The 18010-nt window shown below is 66.2% G+C and carries 16 protein-coding genes; 2 read left to right on the forward strand and 14 right to left on the reverse strand.

Annotated features, from left to right (window positions below; genetic code table 11):
- Positions 1 to 247: 247 nt before the first annotated feature.
- The 11 genes from A9J21_RS07470 to A9J21_RS07520 all read right to left on the reverse strand — a co-directional run bounded on the left by A9J21_RS07470 (position 248) and on the right by A9J21_RS07520 (position 11101).
- A complete protein-coding gene (locus tag A9J21_RS07470) occupies positions 248 to 1195 on the reverse strand; it encodes a CysB family HTH-type transcriptional regulator (protein ID WP_066733443.1) in 948 nt (315 codons plus the stop codon).
- The gene (locus tag A9J21_RS07475) at positions 1192 to 2298 is read right to left on the reverse strand and encodes a sulfate/molybdate ABC transporter ATP-binding protein (RefSeq protein ID WP_066733444.1); all 1107 of its coding nucleotides are present in this window, start codon (positions 2296 to 2298) and stop codon (positions 1192 to 1194) included. Before A9J21_RS07475 ends, A9J21_RS07470 begins: the two co-directional genes overlap by 4 nt.
- A complete protein-coding gene (gene cysW / locus A9J21_RS07480) occupies positions 2295 to 3185 on the reverse strand; it encodes a sulfate ABC transporter permease subunit CysW (protein ID WP_066733445.1) in 891 nt (296 codons plus the stop codon). Before cysW ends, A9J21_RS07475 begins: the two co-directional genes overlap by 4 nt.
- Position 3186: 1 nt before the next feature.
- Positions 3187 to 4122, reverse strand: coding sequence for a sulfate ABC transporter permease subunit CysT (cysT, locus tag A9J21_RS07485; protein ID WP_066733447.1), 936 nt, complete (start codon positions 4120 to 4122; stop codon positions 3187 to 3189).
- Between the two features lie 108 nt (positions 4123 to 4230).
- Positions 4231 to 4896, reverse strand: a complete 666-nt coding sequence (locus A9J21_RS07490) for an alpha/beta hydrolase (protein WP_066733449.1) — start codon at positions 4894 to 4896, stop codon at positions 4231 to 4233.
- Positions 4897 to 5003: 107 nt separating this feature from the next.
- Positions 5004 to 5819, reverse strand: coding sequence for an EAL domain-containing protein (locus tag A9J21_RS07495; RefSeq protein WP_066733861.1), 816 nt, complete (start codon positions 5817 to 5819; stop codon positions 5004 to 5006).
- A gap of 39 nt (positions 5820 to 5858) precedes the next feature.
- Complete coding sequence (locus A9J21_RS07500) at positions 5859 to 6776, reverse strand: ATP-binding cassette domain-containing protein (protein ID WP_066733453.1); 918 nt, start codon at positions 6774 to 6776, stop codon at positions 5859 to 5861.
- A gap of 15 nt (positions 6777 to 6791) precedes the next feature.
- Positions 6792 to 7601 (reverse strand): aliphatic sulfonate ABC transporter permease SsuC, encoded by an 810-nt coding sequence (ssuC, locus tag A9J21_RS07505; protein ID WP_066733454.1) that lies wholly within the window; start codon positions 7599 to 7601, stop codon positions 6792 to 6794.
- A 13-nt stretch (positions 7602 to 7614) separates the two neighbouring features.
- On the reverse strand, positions 7615 to 8778 hold the full coding sequence (gene ssuD, locus A9J21_RS07510; protein ID WP_066733456.1) for an FMNH2-dependent alkanesulfonate monooxygenase: 1164 nt from the start codon (positions 8776 to 8778) through the stop codon (positions 7615 to 7617).
- A gap of 53 nt (positions 8779 to 8831) precedes the next feature.
- Entirely contained in the window at positions 8832 to 9851 is a 1020-nt protein-coding gene (locus A9J21_RS07515; RefSeq protein ID WP_066733865.1) for a sulfonate ABC transporter substrate-binding protein, read from the reverse strand.
- A 242-nt stretch (positions 9852 to 10093) separates the two neighbouring features.
- Positions 10094 to 11101: a sulfate ABC transporter substrate-binding protein gene (locus tag A9J21_RS07520; protein WP_066733457.1), complete on the reverse strand. Its 1008-nt coding sequence runs from the start codon at positions 11099 to 11101 to the stop codon at positions 10094 to 10096.
- A gap of 277 nt (positions 11102 to 11378) precedes the next feature.
- Here A9J21_RS07520 and A9J21_RS07525 point away from each other — a divergent pair, with 277 nt between their 5' ends.
- Complete coding sequence (locus A9J21_RS07525; protein WP_066733459.1) at positions 11379 to 11564, forward strand: type II toxin-antitoxin system HicA family toxin; 186 nt, start codon at positions 11379 to 11381, stop codon at positions 11562 to 11564.
- A gap of 84 nt (positions 11565 to 11648) precedes the next feature.
- Entirely contained in the window at positions 11649 to 12068 is a 420-nt protein-coding gene (locus A9J21_RS07530) for a type II toxin-antitoxin system HicB family antitoxin (protein ID WP_066733464.1), read from the forward strand.
- Positions 12069 to 12361: 293 nt separating this feature from the next.
- On the opposite strand, the gene A9J21_RS07535 is transcribed toward A9J21_RS07530, so the two are convergent.
- From A9J21_RS07535 to clpB, 3 genes are all read right to left on the reverse strand, one after another.
- The gene (locus A9J21_RS07535; RefSeq protein ID WP_231906855.1) at positions 12362 to 14353 is read right to left on the reverse strand and encodes a gamma-glutamyltransferase family protein; all 1992 of its coding nucleotides are present in this window, start codon (positions 14351 to 14353) and stop codon (positions 12362 to 12364) included.
- 375 nt (positions 14354 to 14728) lie between these two features.
- Positions 14729 to 15208, reverse strand: a complete 480-nt coding sequence (locus A9J21_RS07540; RefSeq protein ID WP_066733468.1) for an OsmC family protein — start codon at positions 15206 to 15208, stop codon at positions 14729 to 14731.
- A 125-nt stretch (positions 15209 to 15333) separates the two neighbouring features.
- Positions 15334 to 17922: an ATP-dependent chaperone ClpB gene (gene clpB / locus A9J21_RS07545; protein WP_066733470.1), complete on the reverse strand. Its 2589-nt coding sequence runs from the start codon at positions 17920 to 17922 to the stop codon at positions 15334 to 15336.
- Between the last annotated feature and the right edge of the window lie 88 nt (positions 17923 to 18010).

Genomic DNA, 18010 nt, shown 5'->3' on the forward strand with positions numbered 1-18010 from the left:
CACTGCAGCAAAGCCAGTGGCCCGGGCATTCGGCGTGTTCCGGGCACTGCGATGAAGGGCACTTTACGCCGGAGCGCGACGGGAGAAAAGCGCCGTGCGACGAACTGGCGGCAGACGGCGCGAGAGGTTCAGGGATTCGACCGGTGGGTCGTACGCGCGTTTGACGGCGCGTGGCCGCCAGGCAGGCGCGGGACGGGCCGCCTGGCGGTGCATGGGCGCAAGCGGATTACCGGCTGCGGGGGCGGTCTCAGGCCGCCACTGCCAGCCGACTGGTGGCCTCGGCCATCGCGGTGGACACCGTGTCGCGCGACAGGTGGGGCGCGAACATGTTGATGAACGCATGGGCGTAGCCACGCAGGTAGGCGCCGCGCCGCACGGCCACGCTGGTGGTGTTCGGCTCGAACAGGTGATCGGCCGAAATCTGCGTCAGGCCGGCGTCCTTGCGCGAGTCGTAGGCCATCGACGCGATGATGCCCACGCCCAGCTCCAGCTCGGCATAGGTCTTGATCACGTCGGCATCCATGGCGGTCAGCACGATTTCCGGCTGCAGCCCGGCCGCGGCAAACGCGCCGTCGATCTTGCGGCGCCCGGTGAAGCCCGCGTCGTAGGTGATGATCGGGAAATTGCTCAGGTCTTCGAGCGTGGGCTCGGGCAGGCGCGTCAGCGGATGTTCCGGCGACACCACGATCACGTGCTGCCAGCTGTAGGCTTCGAACGATGTCAGCCCCGCCTCGCTGGCGACGGCTTCGGTGGCGATGCCGATATCGGCCTGCCCCGTCAGCAGCAGTTCCACGATATGCGACGGCGACGCTTCCTGCAGCGCCAGCGTCACGTGCGGATATTCGCGCCGGAAGCTCTGCACCACCTTGGGCAGCGCGTAGCGCGCCTGGGTGTGGGTGGTGGCCACGGTCAGGCGGCCCGTATGGCGGCCGGCGAATTCGTCGCCGGCCTGGCGCAGGTTCTCGGCTTCGAGCAGCAGCCGTTCGACGATGCGCACGATCTCGCGGCCCGGTTCGGTCAGGCCGGTCAGGCGCTTGCCGTAGCGCTCGAAGATCTCCACGCCAAGCTCTTCTTCAAGCTCGCGGATCTGGCGCGACACGCCCGGCTGCGACGTGTACAGCGCGTTGGCTACCTCAGTCAGGTTGAACTGGCGGCGCACCGCCTCCCGAATCGATCGCAGTTGCTGGAAGTTCATCGTGCCGCCCCTTGTTCCTGTGTTGTTGTCTGGTTGCGGTTGAAGACGCGCAGCTGGCGCGGACGCACCGCCAGCAGCTCGCCCTCGCGGAAGCCCTGGTGCCGGAAGCGTTCCAGCGGCAGCGCCACCTCGATCACGTCCTGGTTGTCCTCGCGCTCCAGTTCCAGCTGGGCCACCGGGCCCAGCGTCAGCGCGCGGCGCAGCGTCACGGCGATGCCGTCGGTGCCCGGCGCGTAGCGCTCCAGTTCCAGGTCGTGCGGACGCACATAGGCCACCGCGTCGCCGGCCGTCTCGTGGCCGCTGCCCACCACGGGCAGCACGGCCTCGCCCGTGTGCAGCAGGCCGCCGCTGTCGCCCACTTCCAGGCGGCCGTGGAACAGGTTCACGTTACCCAGGAAGCCGAACACGAACGGCGTGGCCGGATGGTTGTAGACCGCTTCGGGCGTGCCGAACTGCTCCACGCTGCCGCGGTTCATCAGCACCACCTGGTCGGCCACTTCGAGCGCCTCTTCCTGATCGTGCGTCACGAACACGCTGGTCACGTGCAGTTCGTCATGCAGGCGGCGCAGCCAGCGGCGCAGTTCCTTGCGCACCTTGGCATCGAGCGCGCCGAAGGGCTCGTCGAGCAGCAGCACGCGTGGCTCCACGGCCAGCGCGCGGGCCAGCGCGATACGCTGGCGCTGGCCGCCCGACAGCTGCGCCGGGTAGCGGTCGCCCAGCCAGTCCAGCTGCACCAGCTCCAGCAGCGATTTCACCTTCTCGCGGATCTTCGCCTCGGACGGACGCTCGGCGCGCGGCTTCACGCGCAGGCCGAAGGCCACGTTCTCGAACACGGTCATGTGCTTGAACAGCGCGTAGTGCTGGAACACGAAACCCACGTTGCGCTGGCGCACGTGCTGCGACGAGGCGTCCTGTCCGGCCAGCACCACCTGGCCCGCATCGGCGCGTTCCAGGCCGGCGATGATGCGCAGCAGCGTGGTCTTGCCGCAGCCGGACGGGCCCAGCAGCGCCGTCAGTTCCCCTTCGGCAAAGTCCAGCGAGACGTCGTTGAGCGCCACGAAGTCGCCAAAGCGTTTCTGCACGTTCCTGACCTGAATGCTCATGATGGCTGCCCTTCCGATGCATGTTCACGGCTGGCGCGCACTTCCACCAGCGTCTTGATTCCGAGTGTGACCAGCGCCAGCAGCGTCAGCAGGGACGCCACCGCGAACGCGGCCGCGAAGTTGTATTCGTTGTAGAGAATTTCCACGTGCAGCGGCATGGTGTTGGTCAGGCCGCGGATATGGCCCGACACCACCGACACGGCGCCAAACTCGCCCATCGCCCGTGCGTTGCACAGGATCACGCCGTACAGCAGCCCCCAGCGGATGTTCGGCAGCGTCACGTGCCAGAACGTCTGCCAGCCCGAGGCGCCCAGCACGATGGCCGCCTCTTCCTCTTCGCTGCCCTGCGACTGCATCAGCGGGATCAGCTCGCGCGCCACGAACGGAAAGGTCACGAAGATCGTTGCCAGCACGATGCCCGGCACCGCGAACATGATCTTGATGTCGTGCGCTTCGAGCCAGGGGCCGAACCAGCCCTGCGCGCCGAACATCAGCACGTAGATCAGGCCCGAGATCACGGGCGACACCGAGAACGGCAGGTCGATCAGCGTGATCAGCAGGTTCTTGCCCCGGAAATCGAACTTGGCGATGGCCCAGGCCGCCGCCACGCCGAACACCACGTTAAGCGGCACGGCAATGGCCGCCACGGTCAGCGTGAGCTTGATGGCCTCCACGGCATCGGGCTCGATCAGCGCGGCCAGGTAGGTGTCCACGCCCTTGCGCAGCGCCTCGTAGAACACCGAAGCCAGCGGCACGAACAGGAACAGCGCCAGGAACAGCACCGCCACGGTAATCAGCGTATAGCGCACCCACGGCGATTCGCCCGTGGCGTCGTGCGGATGGTGGGCGGCAGCCGTGCCGCCCAGTCGGGATACAGCGCCGGCCATGTCAGTTCGCCTCCGGGTTGCCGTCAGGCAGCGCGGCTGCGCGGGCACCAGTCTGGTGGCGGCGCGTCCAGGCCTGCAGCAGGTTGATCAGCAGCAGCAGCACGAACGAGATCACCAGCATCACCACGGCCACCGCCGTGGCGCCGGCATAGTCGTACTGCTCCAGCTTCGAATAGATCATCAGCGGGGCAATCTCGGACACCATCGGCATGTTGCCGGAGATAAAGACCACCGATCCGTACTCGCCGGTGGCGCGTGCGAACGACAGCGCAAAGCCGGTGAGCAGCGCCGGCAGGATGGCCGGCAGGATCACGCGCCCGAACGTCTGCAGACGCGACGCGCCCAGGCTGGCCGCCGCTTCCTCCAGTTCGCGCTCCACGTCTTCCAGCACCGGCTGCACCGTGCGCACCACGAACGGCAGGCCGATAAAGGTCAGCGCCACCACCACACCCAGCGGCGTGAACGCCACCTTGATGCCATGCGGCTCCAGCCAGCGGCCGATCCAGCCGTTCCCGGCAAACAGCGCGGTCAGTGCAATGCCGGCCACGGCGGTAGGCAGCGCGAACGGCAGGTCCACCAGCGCATCGATAAAGCGCTTGCCGAAGAACCGATAGCGCACCAGCACCCAGGCCACGATCAGGCCGAACGCCGTGTTGACGATGGCCGCGATCAACGACGCGCCAAAGCTCAGTTCCAGCGACGCCACCACGCGCGGGTTGCTCACCGTGGTCCAGAAACCGTCCCAGGTCAGCGTGAAGGTCTTCAGGAATACCGCCGACAGCGGGATCAGGACGATCAGCGTCAGGTAGAAGATGGTGAAGCCAAGCGACAGCCCGAAGCCCGGCAACACGGTAAAGCGCTGGGCCGGCGCCGCGCGCAGGGGCGCGGCCGGGGCCGTCGGCGGGGGCGCGTCCGCCAGGGAAATCGAGGAAGGCATGCGTGTCTCGTCTTATGAAACCGGCGCATAAGGCGCCGGCGTACGAGACAAATTTTGCAGATGCGTCCTTATAAACAGAACGAATCTTTCCGAATTTTCTTAGACGATTTAGATATAAGGCGATGTCTGCGCGACATCCGCTGAGGCTTCCCAGGAGTCGGAACCGTCCCCCAGATGCAGGATACGTCCCTTGGAGTCGATCCGCTGCAGCAAAGTGGCAAGCAAGGCCTGCCCGGCTGGCCATTCGTCGAGCCGGGAATCGGCATTGATATGACCAAGCGCACCGGCATCGACCAGTTCGCTGCCCCAGAGCGTGCCCCAGCTGAACGCGGTACGCTGCGACATCCACGGATCGTTGGTACTCGCCACCAGCACGGTCGGGAACGGCAGGCGCCAGGTGGGCAGCAAGGCACCCACACCGAACTTGTCCGGATCGGCCGGCGCCACCAGCAGCGCACCGGCAATGCCCACCGGGTCCAGCGACGCCTGGCGCAGCGTGGCGAGGCAGCCAAAACTGTGCGCCACCAGCACCGCGCCGCGCGATGCGACTCGCAAGGCGCGCGACACCCCTTCCGAGACCCGCTCGGCCCACAGCGGCAGGCTGGGGCGTCCCCAGTCGTGCTGCTCGATGCGCTGCCAGTCCGGATACAGTCCTTCCCAACGGCTCTGCCAGTGCGCGGGGCCGCTGCCATGCAGGCCCGGAACGGTCAGGATCTGCAGGCCGCGCGGCACTTCCAGCCGCGCGACACCACCCGATAGAGTCGATGCCGCCATACGCTCTCCTTCTCTGCTTCGTTGTTCAAGTCTTATAGGAACTGCCTTGGGTATTACGTTTGGTTGCCTTGCCGGTACTGCCGCTCGCGATGCCGGATCGATGCCGCCTACGAAGCACTGCCGGCCTGCAGCGGTTCACGCAATTGCCGTGCCGGTACCGGGCCACCGGCCACCGCCTCGCCCTGCCCCAGCGCGATGCCCGCGTTCTGCAGCCGCTCCACGGCTTCGTCGTTCTGCAGCCGACGGCCGATCAGGGTGACGCCGGCGCCCTCGGCACTGGCGCGCAGGCCGGCGAGCTGGCGGTCGGTCCAGAGGCGGCGCATGTCCAGCTTGAGCCAGTCGGGCAGCGCATGCGCCATCAGCGCGCCAGCCTCGGCCGGGTCCGACGCCTGCAGGCTGACGGCAAACCCGTTACGGCGATAGTTGCCCACCACGTGCAGCAGCAGCGGCAGGTCGTCATTGGCGCTGGCAGGCACCTGGATCACGAAACGGTCGACAGGCAGGCCCAGCGATTCCAGCGCGCGCCGGAACGCGGCGCCGTGGTCGTCGGCCACGGCGGCCAGCAGGCGGTTATGCACGTTGAGCACGAGCTTTTGCTCGCCATGCGCGGCGAAGTAGTTCATCGCATGCACCAGCCGCGACAGGCGATCCAGCGACACCAGCGACGCATCGTCGGCGGCCATCGCGAACAGCTTCCAGGCGGCCAGCCCCACGCCATCGTCGGCATAGGTGCGGATGGAGCCCTCGTGGGCCACCACCACGCGGTCGGCCAGGGTCACCAGGGGTTCGAACGCGCTGGTCAGCGAGCAGTTGAAATACTGGCCCTGCACCTGGCCGCGCGCGTCGCGCCACAGCTCGCGGCCGGGCACGGGCTCGCGCGGGAGCGTTTCAAGGTAGCGTTCAAGTGCGGAAGCGTTGGTCATGGTGATGTCCATGTCGGTACGCGCGGTTCGCCTGATTGCTCATGATAGAAGCTCCTCGGCGGGCCATGCGTGAAGATTCGTTGATGGTGCAGACACTGTCGATGCCTGCCGCATCACGCGGCGCAGGACGGTGTCTTCGAGTTGCGCAAACGCCGCCGATCCACGCTGGCGCGGACGCTCAAGCGCCACGCGCTGGTCCAGCGCGATGCGGCCGTCCTCGATCAGCACCACGCGGTCGGCCAGCGCAATGGCCTCCGACACATCGTGTGTGACGAGTAGCGCGGTGAAACCGAGCCGGCGCCACAGCGATTCGATCAGCGCCTGCATGTCGATGCGGGTCAGCGCATCGAGCGCGCCCAGCGGCTCGTCCAGCAGCAGCAGGCGCGGATGGTGAACCAGCGCACGTGCCAGGGCCACGCGCTGGCGCTGGCCGCCCGACAGGCGCGCCGGCCATTCGTCGGCCCGCTCGGCAAGCCCCACCTGCGCCAGCACGGCGGCCGCGTCGGCGCGGCGCTCGCGCGGCAGTCCCAGCGCGACGTTGTCGAGTACACGCTTCCAAGGCAACAGCCGTGCATCCTGGAACATCACGCGGATACTGTCCTGCAAGGTTCGGCTTTGCTGGCGATCAAGCTGCCGCTCCTGCTGATGGTCGAGCAGCACGGCACCCTCGTCGGTTGGCTCCAGCCCCGCCACCAGCCGCAGCAGCGTGCTCTTGCCGCAGCCGCTGCGCCCGACGATGGCGACGAACTCGCCCGGCGTCACGTCGAGGTCGATGCCGTGCAGCACCTCGCGGCCGTTGTAGCGCTTGACCACCTGCTGCACGCGCAGCGCGATGCCACCGGCGGCCGGCGCCTGTCGATCTTCGGCAGCCGCCTCGCGCCGTGCCAGGTCACGCCGGGCCAGATCGCGCTCGGCCCAGGCCAGCGCGGCCTGCTCAACAGGAAATAGCGTTTGCATGAGGAGATCTCCTTGTCAGTTGGTCTGGTAGCCCGGATGCCAGCGCAGCCAGAACCGCTCCAGCGCGCGTGACAGCACATCGGCCAGCTTGCCCAGCAGCGCATAGAGCAGGATGCCGACCAGCACCACGTCGGTCTGCAGGAATTCGCGCGCATTCATCGTCATATAGCCAATGCCCGACTGCGCCGAAATGGTCTCGGCCACGATCAGGATCACCCACATCAGGCCCAGCGAAAAACGCACGCCCACCAGGATGTTCGGCAACGCGCCGGGCAGGATCACCTCGCGATACAGGCGCCAGCCCGACAGGCCATAGCTGCGCGCCATCTCGACCAGGCCCGGGTCCACCGCGCGGATGCCGTGGTACGTGTTCAGGTACACCGGGAAGAACACCCCCAGCGCCACCAGGAACAGCTTGGCCGTCTCGTCGATGCCGAACCACAGGATCACCAGCGGGATCAGCGCCAGCGTGGGGATGTTGCGCACCATCTGCAGCGTGCTGTCGAGCAGCGTGGCCGCCGTGCGGAACGTGCCGGTCAGCAGGCCCAGCGCCAGCCCCAGCCCGCCGCCCACGGCCAGGCCGATCAGCGCCCGCCAGGTGCTGACCCAGACGTGGCGCCACAGCTCGCCGGAGACGGCCAGCGACCACGCCGCCTCCACCACGGCCAGCGGCGCGGGCAACACCCGGTTCGACAGCCAGCCCAGTTGCGACGCGGCCTGCCAGGCCACGATCAGCAGCACCGGCACGATCCATGGCGCGATGGCCTGGGCTGCGGATTTCCCTGCAGCCTTGTTGGCTGCCTTGTTCGATGCGGGGGTCGGCATGGTGGCGCCCTCCTCAGCTTTGCGAAGCCCGCGGCACGATGCCGGTGGCCATCACTTCGCCAAACGGACCCGACAGCACCTGGCCGGGCAGCTTGTCGCGCACCGAGCGCGGCAGCAGCGGGAAGACCAGCTCGGCAAAGCGGTACGCCTCTTCCAGATGGGGATAGCCCGAGAAGATGAAGGTGTCGATGCCCAGCGCCGCGTATTCCTTGATGCGCGCCGCCACGGTCTGCGGATCGCCCACCAGCGCCGTGCCCGCGCCCCCGCGCACCAGGCCCACGCCGGCCCACAGGTTCGGACTGATTTCCAGTGCCTCGCGGGTGCGCCTGGCGCCGCCGGCATGCAGGGCCGCCATGCGGCGCTGACCTTCGGAATCCATCTTCGCAAAGACGGCCTGGGCGCGCGCCACGGTTTCGTCGTCAAGGCGGCTGATCAGGTCGTCGGCGGCGGCCCATGCGGCCGCTTCGGTTTCGCGCACGATCACGTGCAGGCGGATGCCGAAGCGCACCGTGCGTCCATGCTTCGCGGCACGGGCGCGCACATCGGCAATCTTCTTCGCCACCTCGGCGGGCGGCTCGCCCCAGGTCAGGTAGGCTTCGACCTGTTCGGCGGCCAGGTCATGCGCGGCCGCCGACGATCCGCCGAAATACACCGGCGGATGTGGGCGCTGCACCGGCGGGTACAGCACGCGCGCGCCCTTCACGGTGATGTGCTTGCCTTCGAAGCTGATGTCGCCGTTGTCGTGGCTGGCCGCGAGCACGTCGCGCCAGACCCGGATGAACTCGGACGACGCCTCGTAGCGTGCGGCGTGGTCCAGGAACAGTCCATCGCCTTCCAGTTCGGCCACGTCGCCGCCGGTCACCAGGTTCACCAGCAGGCGTCCGCCCGACACGCGGTCGAAGGTGGCGGCCATGCGCGCGGCCAGCGTCGGCGTCATCAGACCCGGCCGCACGGCCACCAGGAACTTGAGCTGGCGCGTCACCGCAGCCAGTGCCGAGGCGGCCACCCACGGGTCTTCGCACGAACGGCCGGTGGGAATCAGCACACCTTCGTAGCCCAGCGTATCGGCGGCCACGGCAATCTGCTTCAGGTAGTCGAAACTGACTTCGCGCGCCCCTTCGGACGTGCCCAGGTAGCGGCTGTCGCCGTGGGTGGGGATGAACCAGAAAACTTGCATGTCGAGCCTCTTTTTTTGTCGGTTGCGATGCGCGGCCTTGGCGGTTCCGCCATTCAGCGTTGCGCCGTGGCGGCCGGTGGTTGCCAGGCGGCATCGGCCACCTTGATCGGCTTCGGAATCAGCTTCAGCGTCACGAATGCGTCGGCAATGCGTTGCTGTTCGGCCAGCACACCGGCCGTGACCGGCTTCGCGCCATAGGAAAACCTTGAAACTGCGAGTTCCAGCACGCTTGGATCGAGTCCGGTTTCCTTTGCCAGGAACTGCGTGGCGTCCCTGGGGTTCTTCTCGGCCCACTGGCCCAGTTGCGCGAGTTCGTCGAGGATCGCGTTCACCACGTCGGGGCGGGCATTCGCATAGGGGCGCGATGCCAGGTAGAACTGATGGTTGCTGACCACGTTCTTGCCGTCGGCGCCACGGCCATCGGCCAGTACGCGTGCATCGAGCTGCTTTTCGGCAGCCGCCAGGAACGGGTCCCAGATCACCCAGGCGTCCACGGCGCCGCGCTCGAAGGCCGCGCGGGCGTCGGCGGGCGGCAGGTACACGGGCTGGATCTCGCTCCAGGGGATGCCGGCCTTTTCCAGCTGGCGCACCAGCAGGTAATGGACGTTCGAACCCTTGTTCAGCGCCACGCGCTTGCCGCGCAGGTCGGCCACCGACTTCAGCGCCGATGCCTTCGGCACGACGATGGCCTCGGACGTGGGGGCCGGCGGCTCATTGCCGATATAGGCCAGCTGCGCCCCGGCTGCCTGCGCAAAGATCGGGGGCGCCTCGCCCACGGTGCCGAAATCGATGGCGCCCACGTTCAGGCCTTCCAGCAACTGCGGGCCGGCCGGGAATTCGGTCCATTTGACGGTGATGCCCTGCTGCGCCAGGCGCTTTTCCAGCGTGCCGCGCGCCTTGAGCAGCGTCAGCGTGCCGTACTTCTGATAACCGATGCGCAGTTGCTTCGGATTCACGGTCTGCGATTGCGCCTGGGCCGGCTTGGCCAGCAGGCCGTAGGACAGGCCGGTGGCTACCACGAGCGCGCCCAGCAGCAGGCGCCGGCGCAGGGAAAGCGGTTTGAACGATGTCATGGGATTCCTGAAGACGAAAAGGTCGATATCGATGGCGGCACGACGCCCTGCCGGCGCATCGCGCGGCATGCAGGAAGGTCATGCGTTGGGAAACTTCAGGTCAGGCGGGACATCGCCCCATGGCGACGCGGGATGGCAGGACAGCGCGAACAGCGGACATCTCGGGCTCCTTCGTCAGGCGCTCCGGGGCGGCAGGCACGGTCGCGGGCGCGATCGTTCCAGGGGCCGCCCCGGCGCTGTGATTACCGCTTGCCGGGCTGGTACACCTGGTCAAACGAACCGCCATCGGCAAAGTGCGCCTTCTGGGCCTTGGCCCAGCCGCCGAACACTTCGTCGATCGTGAACAGCTTTACCTTCGGGAAGTTGGCGGCGTACTTGGCGGCCACCTTTTCCGAGATCGGGCGATAGTAGTTCTTGGCTGCGATCTCCTGGCCCTCGTCGGTGTACAGGAACTGCAGGTAGGCCTCGGCGGCCTTGCGGGTGCCCTTCTTGTCCACCACCTTGTCCACCACGGCCACCGGCGGCTCTGCAAGGATCGAGACCGACGGCGCCACGATGTCGAACTTGTCCGGACCCAGTTCCTTGATCGCCAGGATGGCTTCGTTTTCCCATGCGATCAGCACGTCGCCCAGGCCGCGCTCCACGAACGTGGTCGTGGCGCCGCGCGCGCCCGAATCCAGCACCGGCACGTTCTTGAGCAGCTGGCCGACGAATTCCTTGGCCTTGGCCTCATTGCCGCCCGGCTGGCGCAGCGCATAACCCCAGGCCGCCAGGTAGTTCCAGCGCGCACCGCCCGACGTCTTCGGGTTCGGGGTGATGACCTGCACGCCCGGCTTCACCAGGTCGTTCCAGTCCTTGATATGTTTCGGATTGCCCTTGCGCACCAGGAACACGATCGTCGACGTGTACGGCGACGCATTGTGCGGCAGGCGCTTCTGCCAGTCGGGCTTCAGCAGGCCCTTCTCCGCAATGGCGTCGATGTCGTAGCCCAGTGCCAGCGTGACCACATCGGCATCCAGGCCATCGATCACCGAACGTGCCTGCTTGCCCGAGCCGCCATGCGACTGCCGAATCTGCACCGTGTCGCCGCCCTGCGCCTTGTAGGCCTTGGCAAACGCGGCGTTCACGTCCACGTACAGCTCGCGCGTGGGGTCATAGGAAACGTTCAGCAGGTTGGTATTGGCCAGGGCGGCCGGTGCGGCGCCGATTGCGGACAGTACTGCGAGGCCCAGGGCCAGCTTGCGAATCATGTTCAATTGCTCCCGTCAGAGTTGTCGTGAAATGTCCCCGCCTTGATCGGACGGGGTTTCTGTCAGGGAGAAAGGCTACCGGCCGGCCCTTCTGAACGGAACGAATGGTTTCGCCGATCCAAGCACGTTTTCTGCATAAGATCGGAGGGGAATATGGGAATGCCGGAAAGCTCGCATCGCCATCTTGACAACGCAACATAAATGTTGCATTTTACCCGTTGAGATTCACAACATATATGTTGCACAATGCCGACCTCTCAACCGACTAGGGAGGGGCATGAAATACAGCGAGTTCAAGCGGTGGCTCGAACAGCAGGGTGCGGTTTTCCAGAAGCACCGCAGCGGTTCCAGCCACTACCGGGTCACGCTGAATGGCTTCACGACGATCTTTCCCCATCATGGCAGCAAGGAAATGGGCAAGGATCTGGAATTGAGGATCAGGAAGCAGCTCGGCCTGAAGTGAGGGGCAGGCCCGCAAAGGGCCTCCTTTCACCCGGACTCGCCATCCCATACCTGGCATCGACCGACTTACCACAGGACGCACGACATGTTCTCGTACCCCGTAACGCTGACGCCCGATAGCAATGGCACGCTGCTAGTCACCTTTGCCGACATCCCGGAAGCCAATGCCGTCGGCGTCGACGAAACCGATGCGCTGAAGCAAGGGCTGGAGGCCCTTGAAGCGGCGCTGGACATCTACTTCGACCTGCGCCGCCCGATTCCCCTGCCCTCCAAGTCCCGTCGCGGCCAGCCAACGGTCACACTGCCCGCATTGGTCACCGCCAAGGTGCTCCTCGCCAACGAAATGCTGGCGCAGGGTGTACGCAAGGCGGATCTCGCTCGGCGGCTGGATGTTCACATGCCACAGGTGGATCGACTCCTGAACCTGCGGCACTCTTCCAAGCTGGAAATGATCGAGAAAGCGCTGGGCTCGCTGGGCAAGCGGCTGGACGTTCAACTCGCCTGATTGGAGCGCGGTGACCGCACCCCGATCGATGGGGCTTGTCACAGCGCATTCGCCGGCCCAAAAGAAAAAACCCGCAGCACCGGAGTTGCGCTGCGGGTCAAGTTTCCATTCCGGAAACGGGTAGACAAGTCATGAAGAGCGCCCCCGCATCTCCATGACGGTTCAAATATTAGCCATCCGTTCCCATTCGCAAGTTGACGCAGGTCAATCGCCCCACAATCGCGGGCGGCTGGCTGCAAAATCCTGCCAACAGGACAGAAGAACCCTGCCGAACGGCGTAGTTCCGGCGGCAGTCATGGCGTAAACGTATTGCCCAGCACAACGCCCTCTCGCCGGGGGTCGGTGCCGCCCTGCAGCACGGGCGCGCCGCCCGCCTGGGTGCGCAGGATCGTGTTGACGCCGCTGGACTGCGCCGAAGTCGAGATGGTGTGACCCAGCGCCTTCAGCCCGGTAATCAGCGGATCGTTGGCGCCGCCATTGCTGGCATCGATGTCCGGATGCTCGCCGCCGATGGTCGTGGTGGCGCTGTTGCTGGCGCCAAAGTCCACCAGGTTCGACGCCTGCTGCGCGTCAAGCCCCCAGTCGAGCACGCCCACCAGCGTCTTGACCACATATTGCGGAATGGTGCCGCCGCCTGGCGAGCCGGTCGCCATCAGGAAATCGCCAATCGACCCATCGGCGGCCTTGCGGAACACCAGCGTCGGCGCCATCGAGCTGCGCGGCCGCTTGCCCGGCTGCACCCGGTTGGCGACCGGGTCGCCGTTGGTATCCGTGGGTGTCGCCGAGAAATCGGTCAGCTGGTTGTTGAGCAGGAAGCCATTGGTCATATGGAACGATCCCATGCTCGACTCCACCGACGTGGTGGCGCTGACGACATTGCCCTGCGCGTCAACGATCGAGTAGTGGTTCGTACCGTGCTCGACCAGCGGCACCACCCCCAGGGGCACCGCACCGAAGTTGCCGGGCGCGGCCGTGTGCATCGACTGGTTCGGATCGATCAGCGCGGCGCGCGTCTGCAGGTAGGGCTTGTTCAGCAGCGTGTCCCAGGTGCCGCCGGGCAACGGCACGAAGTCCGTATCGGCCACGTACTTGTCGCGATCCGCGTAGGCCAGCCGTTCGGCCTCGCTCACGCGATGCACGCCCTGCACGGTCGGCTTGCCGCCCTCGGCGTCCACGGGACTGGGCTTGAACGATGCCATGTCGAAGTTCTCGATGATCTGCATCGCCGATGCCACGGTGATGCCGCCCGATGTGGGCGGCGGCGCGCCGCAGATCCAGTACGCGCGGTACGTCACGCAGACCGGGGTGCGCAGCTTGGCCTCGTACGCGGCCAGGTCGGCCAGCGTGGTCTTGCCCGGGGTGGTTGGCGTGCCGTCCGTGGCGGTGGTCGAGCCGATCTTGGCGATGATGTCGTTGGCGATGGCGCCCTTGTACAGCGCGTCGGCACCCTGCGCCGCCATGGCGGTCAGCGTGTTGGCATAGGCCGGATTCTTGAGCACGGTGCCGAGCGCCTTGGGTGTGCCGTCCGCGTTGAAGAAATAGGCGGTCGCTTCGGGATCGCGCTTCAGGCTGGTGGCGTTCGACGAGATGGCCTGTGCAAGCCGGCCGCCGATCGGAAAGCCATTGGTAGCCAGCGAGATGGCATCGCCAAACAGGTCCTTCCACGCCAGCTTGCCGTGTTCCTTCTGCACGCGCTCGATCATCCTGGGCACGCCGATGGTGCCAATCGACCGGCCACTGGCGCGTGCACTGGGCTTGGGCACCGTCTGGTCGGTGGCATCGTCCACGTATCGCAGGTAGTTCTCGGTGGCGGCGGCCGGCGCGGTCTCGCGTCCGTCGTAGGCCTGCACCGTCTTTGCGGCGGCATCGTAATAGAGCATGAAGCCGCCCGACCCCATTCCCGTGGCCTCGGGCACGGTCAGCCCCAGCACGGCCTGCACCGCCACGGCGGCGTCGGCGGCCGATCCACCGTTCTTGAGCACCGCGCAGCCCGCCGCGCTGGCATAGGCGTTCGACGTGGAAACCATATAGGTCTTGGCGTAGACCGGTTTCAACCCGGTGCGATAGCCGGTGGCAGGCTCCGGCAACGCGGGGTCGCCGGGCTGATTCGACCCGACCACCACCGTGCTGCCATTGCTCGCCAGCACCTGGCAACTGTTGTCGGCCTGTGGCGTGGTGGGCGTCGTGGGTGTGGTCGGCGTCGAATTGTCGTCGCTGCCACCGCAGGAAACGACCAGCAGCGTGCCCGCAACCGCGGCCGCCAGGGTCAGGGGGACCTTCCGTATTGGCAACACCATATTTCCTCCAGACTACAAAGAAGCGCCGGGGGGCGCGAGCTGCGAATGTCGGACTGGCAGGCGTGGCAACGCGCGGATCGGGCGTCTGCCGTGTTCTTGCATGACGCAAGGACGAGCGAGGCCCGCCGGGCGGATGGGCTCGGCAACCGGATGCGACGGGCTGGGAAACGGGCAACCCGCGCGGCAGCGCGGGGGCAGGCCCTATGAGGAGTTGCTCAGGACAACGCGGATATTCATGACCGTGCTGACTGTTGGCTTGTCAAGCAATGCAATGTGTCAACACTAGTACATGGCAATCGTGATGGACAAGCAGCTTTCGCACGAGATTGGTGAGGCAACCGACATACGCGCCCCACATGCGGCTCAGGCCGCAGCCGCCTGCACGATCACCGGCTCGCACCGGATCGGGAAGTTGACCGAGTTGGCGACATAGCATTTCTCGTGTGCCACGTGGTGCAGGTGCGCGGCCTGATCGGCGTCGTCGCCGGCGCGGATCGTCACGTGCGGGCGCAGCACGATTTCGGAGAACCGCCCGCCTGCGGGGCTGTCGGTCATGGTGCCTTCGGCCTCGTCCACATAGGCCAGCACGGCGATGCCGGCATCCGAGCACAGGTGCAGGTACCAGAGCTTGTGGCAGGCGCTGGCCGACGCCACAAGCAGGTCTTCCGGATTCCAGCGCCGGGCATCGCCCAGGAAGGCCGGGTCCGACGAACCGGGTATCGCGGGCTTGTCGCCGGCGCGGATCGTGTGGTCGCGTCCGTAGGCGCGGTACCCGGTGGTGCCGGTGCCGCGATTGCCGGTCCATTCCACGGTGATGTGGTATTTGTGCTCGCCATGAGCCATGGGATTGCTCCAGGGGTGGGAATCAGGCAGAGCCGGTATTGTGGCGCAAGACGCGCACAAAAAAAAAGGACCTCCGCAGGAGGTCCTTTCGCGATGTCGTCGCGCGTTGCCGTCGACAGCCCGGCTCAGTGAACGATGCGTCCAAACGTGAAGTGGTCGTCCTCGTAATCCACCGGTATCACGTCCTTGGCGGCAAACTTGCCTTCGAGGATGGCCTTTGCCACCGGGTTCTCGATCTGCTGCTGGATCGCGCGCTTCAGCGGCCGCGCGCCAAACACCGGATCGTAGCCCGCGCTGGCAATCTTCTCCAGGGCACGCTCGCTGATATCCAGCGTCATGTCCATGCGTGCCAGGCGCGACTGCAGGCGCTGCAACTGGATCCTTGCGATGGATTCGATGTTCTTCTGGTCCAGCGCGTGGAACACCACCACCTCGTCGATCCGGTTCAGGAACTCCGGCCGGAAATGCGTGCGCACTTCCTGCCACACCGCGCCCTTCACCGCTTCCTGCGGCTCGCCGGACATTGCCTGGATGATGTGCGAACCCAGGTTCGACGTCATCACGATCACCGTGTTCTTGAAGTCCACGGTACGGCCCTGGCCGTCGGTCAGGCGGCCATCGTCCAGCACCTGCAGCAGGACGTTGAACACGTCCGGGTGGGCCTTCTCCACCTCGTCGAGCAGGATCACCGCATACGGCTTGCGGCGCACGGCCTCGGTCAGGTAGCCGCCTTCGTCATAGCCCACGTATCCCGGCGGCGCGCCGATCAGCCGGCTCACGCTGTGCTTCTCCATGAATTCGCTCATGTCGATACGGATCAGGTGCTCTTCCGAATCGAACATGAATTCGGCCAGGGCCTTGCACAGTTCGGTCTTGCCCACGCCGGTCGGCCCCAGGAACAGGAACGAGCCATACGGCTTGTTCTCGTCCGACAGCCCGGCCCGCGAACGGCGGATCGCATCTGACACCAGCCGCACGGCCTCGTCCTGCCCCACCACGCGCTGGTGCAGCCGGTCTTCCATCCGCAGCAGCTTCTCGCGCTCGCCCTGCATCATCTTGGCCACCGGGATACCCGTGGCACGGCTGACCACTTCGGCAATTTCCTCGGCCCCGACCTGCGTGCGCAGCAGCTTGTTGGGCTGCTTCTGCTCGGAGGCCTCGGCCTTGTTTGCCGCCTGCAGCTTGCCCTCCAGCGCCGGCAGCTTGCCGTACTGGAGTTCGGCCACCTTGTCGAGCTTGCCTTCACGCTGCAGGCGCGAGATATCGAGCTTGATCTTCTCGATCTCTTCCTTCAGCGCAGCCGCACCCTGCGCCGCGCCCTTCTCTGCGCGCCAGATTTCATCCAGGTCCGCGTATTCCTTCTCCAGGCGCGTGATTTCCTGCTCGATCAGTTCCAGGCGCTTGCGCGATGCCTCGTCGGTTTCCTTCTTCACCGCCTCGCGCTCGATCTTGAGCTGGATCGTGCGGCGCTCGAGCTTGTCCATCGCCTCGGGCTTCGAGTCGATTTCCATCTTGATGCGTGCGGCCGCCTCGTCGATCAGGTCGATGGCCTTGTCCGGCAGGAAGCGGTCGGTGATGTAGCGGTGCGACAGCTCCGCCGCAGCCACGATGGCCGGGTCGGTAATCTCCACGCCATGGTGCAGCTCGTACTTTTCCTGCAGGCCGCGCAGGATGGCGATGGTCGATTCCACGCTCGGCTCGTCGACCAGCACCTTCTGGAAGCGGCGCTCCAGCGCGGCATCCTTCTCGATGTACTTGCGGTACTCGTTCAGCGTGGTGGCGCCGATGCAGTGCAGCTCGCCGCGCGCCAGCGCCGGCTTGAGCATGTTGCCCGCGTCGATCGCGCCTTCGGCCTTGCCCGCGCCCACCATCGTGTGGATCTCGTCGATAAAGACGATGGTCTGACCTTCGTCCTTGGCAACGTCGCTGAGCACCGCCTTCAGGCGTTCCTCGAACTCGCCACGGTACTTGGCGCCGGCCAGCAGGCCAGCCATGTCGAGCACCAGCACGCGCTTGTTCTTGAGCGTCTCGGGCACTTCGCCATTGACGATGCGCTGCGCCAGCCCTTCGACGATGGCGGTCTTGCCCACGCCCGGTTCGCCGATCAGCACGGGGTTGTTCTTGGTACGGCGCTGCAGGATCTGGATCGCACGGCGGATTTCGTCGTCGCGGCCGATCACCGGGTCGAGCTTGCCCGCGCGGGCCCGCTCGGTCAGGTCCACCGTGTACTTCTTCAGTGCTTCGCGCTGCGATTCGGCATCGGCGCTGTTCACGTTCTCGCCGCCGCGCACGGCCGTAATGGCCGCTTCCAGCGACTTGCGCGACAGCCCGTTCTCACGCGCGATGCGGCCGGTGTCGCCCTTGTCGTCGGACACGGCCAGCAGGAACAGTTCGCTGGCAATGAACTGGTCGTTGCGCTTGATCGCTTCTTTCTCGGTGGCGTTCAGCAGGTTGTTGAGGTCGCGTCCAACCTGGACCTCGTTGGTGCCCTGTACCTGCGGCAGACGGCTGATGGCCGCGTCCAGCGCGGTCTGCAGCCCGGTGACGTTCACGCCGGCACGCGACAGCAGCGTGCGGGCCGAGCCGTCTTCCTGGGCCAGCAGCGCACGCAGCAGGTGCTGGGGTTCGATATATTGGTTGTCGTGGCCCAGGGCCAGGCTCTGCGCTTCGGCCAGCGCTTCCTGGAACCGGGTAGTCAGTTTGTCAATTCGCATCAGGCGCCCTCTCTCTCAAGTCGATGAGTGTGTCCTGGTGCGGGGCGGCGGCGTTGCAGCGTCTTGGCTGCCGTTTCGCGCATGCCCT

This window comes from Cupriavidus sp. D384 (assembly GCF_001652915.1).
GTDB lineage: Bacteria > Pseudomonadota > Gammaproteobacteria > Burkholderiales > Burkholderiaceae > Cupriavidus.

Coding starts and splice junctions, on each gene's coding strand:
- cysT (WP_066733447.1), bottom strand. CDS start 4,122: ATGCCTTCCTCGATTTCCCTGGCGGACGCGCCCCCGCCGACGGCCCCG.
- A9J21_RS07525 (WP_066733459.1), top strand. CDS start 11,379: ATGAAATACAGCGAGTTCAAGCGGTGGCTCGAACAGCAGGGTGCGGTT.
- A9J21_RS07520 (WP_066733457.1), bottom strand. CDS start 11,101: ATGATTCGCAAGCTGGCCCTGGGCCTCGCAGTACTGTCCGCAATCGGC.
- clpB (WP_066733470.1), bottom strand. CDS start 17,922: ATGCGAATTGACAAACTGACTACCCGGTTCCAGGAAGCGCTGGCCGAA.
- cysW (WP_066733445.1), bottom strand. CDS start 3,185: ATGGCCGGCGCTGTATCCCGACTGGGCGGCACGGCTGCCGCCCACCAT.
- A9J21_RS07540 (WP_066733468.1), bottom strand. CDS start 15,208: ATGGCTCATGGCGAGCACAAATACCACATCACCGTGGAATGGACCGGC.
- A9J21_RS07515 (WP_066733865.1), bottom strand. CDS start 9,851: ATGACATCGTTCAAACCGCTTTCCCTGCGCCGGCGCCTGCTGCTGGGC.
- A9J21_RS07490 (WP_066733449.1), bottom strand. CDS start 4,896: ATGGCGGCATCGACTCTATCGGGTGGTGTCGCGCGGCTGGAAGTGCCG.
- A9J21_RS07500 (WP_066733453.1), bottom strand. CDS start 6,776: ATGCAAACGCTATTTCCTGTTGAGCAGGCCGCGCTGGCCTGGGCCGAG.
- A9J21_RS07530 (WP_066733464.1), top strand. CDS start 11,649: ATGTTCTCGTACCCCGTAACGCTGACGCCCGATAGCAATGGCACGCTG.
- A9J21_RS07475 (WP_066733444.1), bottom strand. CDS start 2,298: ATGAGCATTCAGGTCAGGAACGTGCAGAAACGCTTTGGCGACTTCGTG.
- A9J21_RS07495 (WP_066733861.1), bottom strand. CDS start 5,819: ATGACCAACGCTTCCGCACTTGAACGCTACCTTGAAACGCTCCCGCGC.
- ssuD (WP_066733456.1), bottom strand. CDS start 8,778: ATGCAAGTTTTCTGGTTCATCCCCACCCACGGCGACAGCCGCTACCTG.
- ssuC (WP_066733454.1), bottom strand. CDS start 7,601: ATGCCGACCCCCGCATCGAACAAGGCAGCCAACAAGGCTGCAGGGAAA.
- A9J21_RS07470 (WP_066733443.1), bottom strand. CDS start 1,195: ATGAACTTCCAGCAACTGCGATCGATTCGGGAGGCGGTGCGCCGCCAG.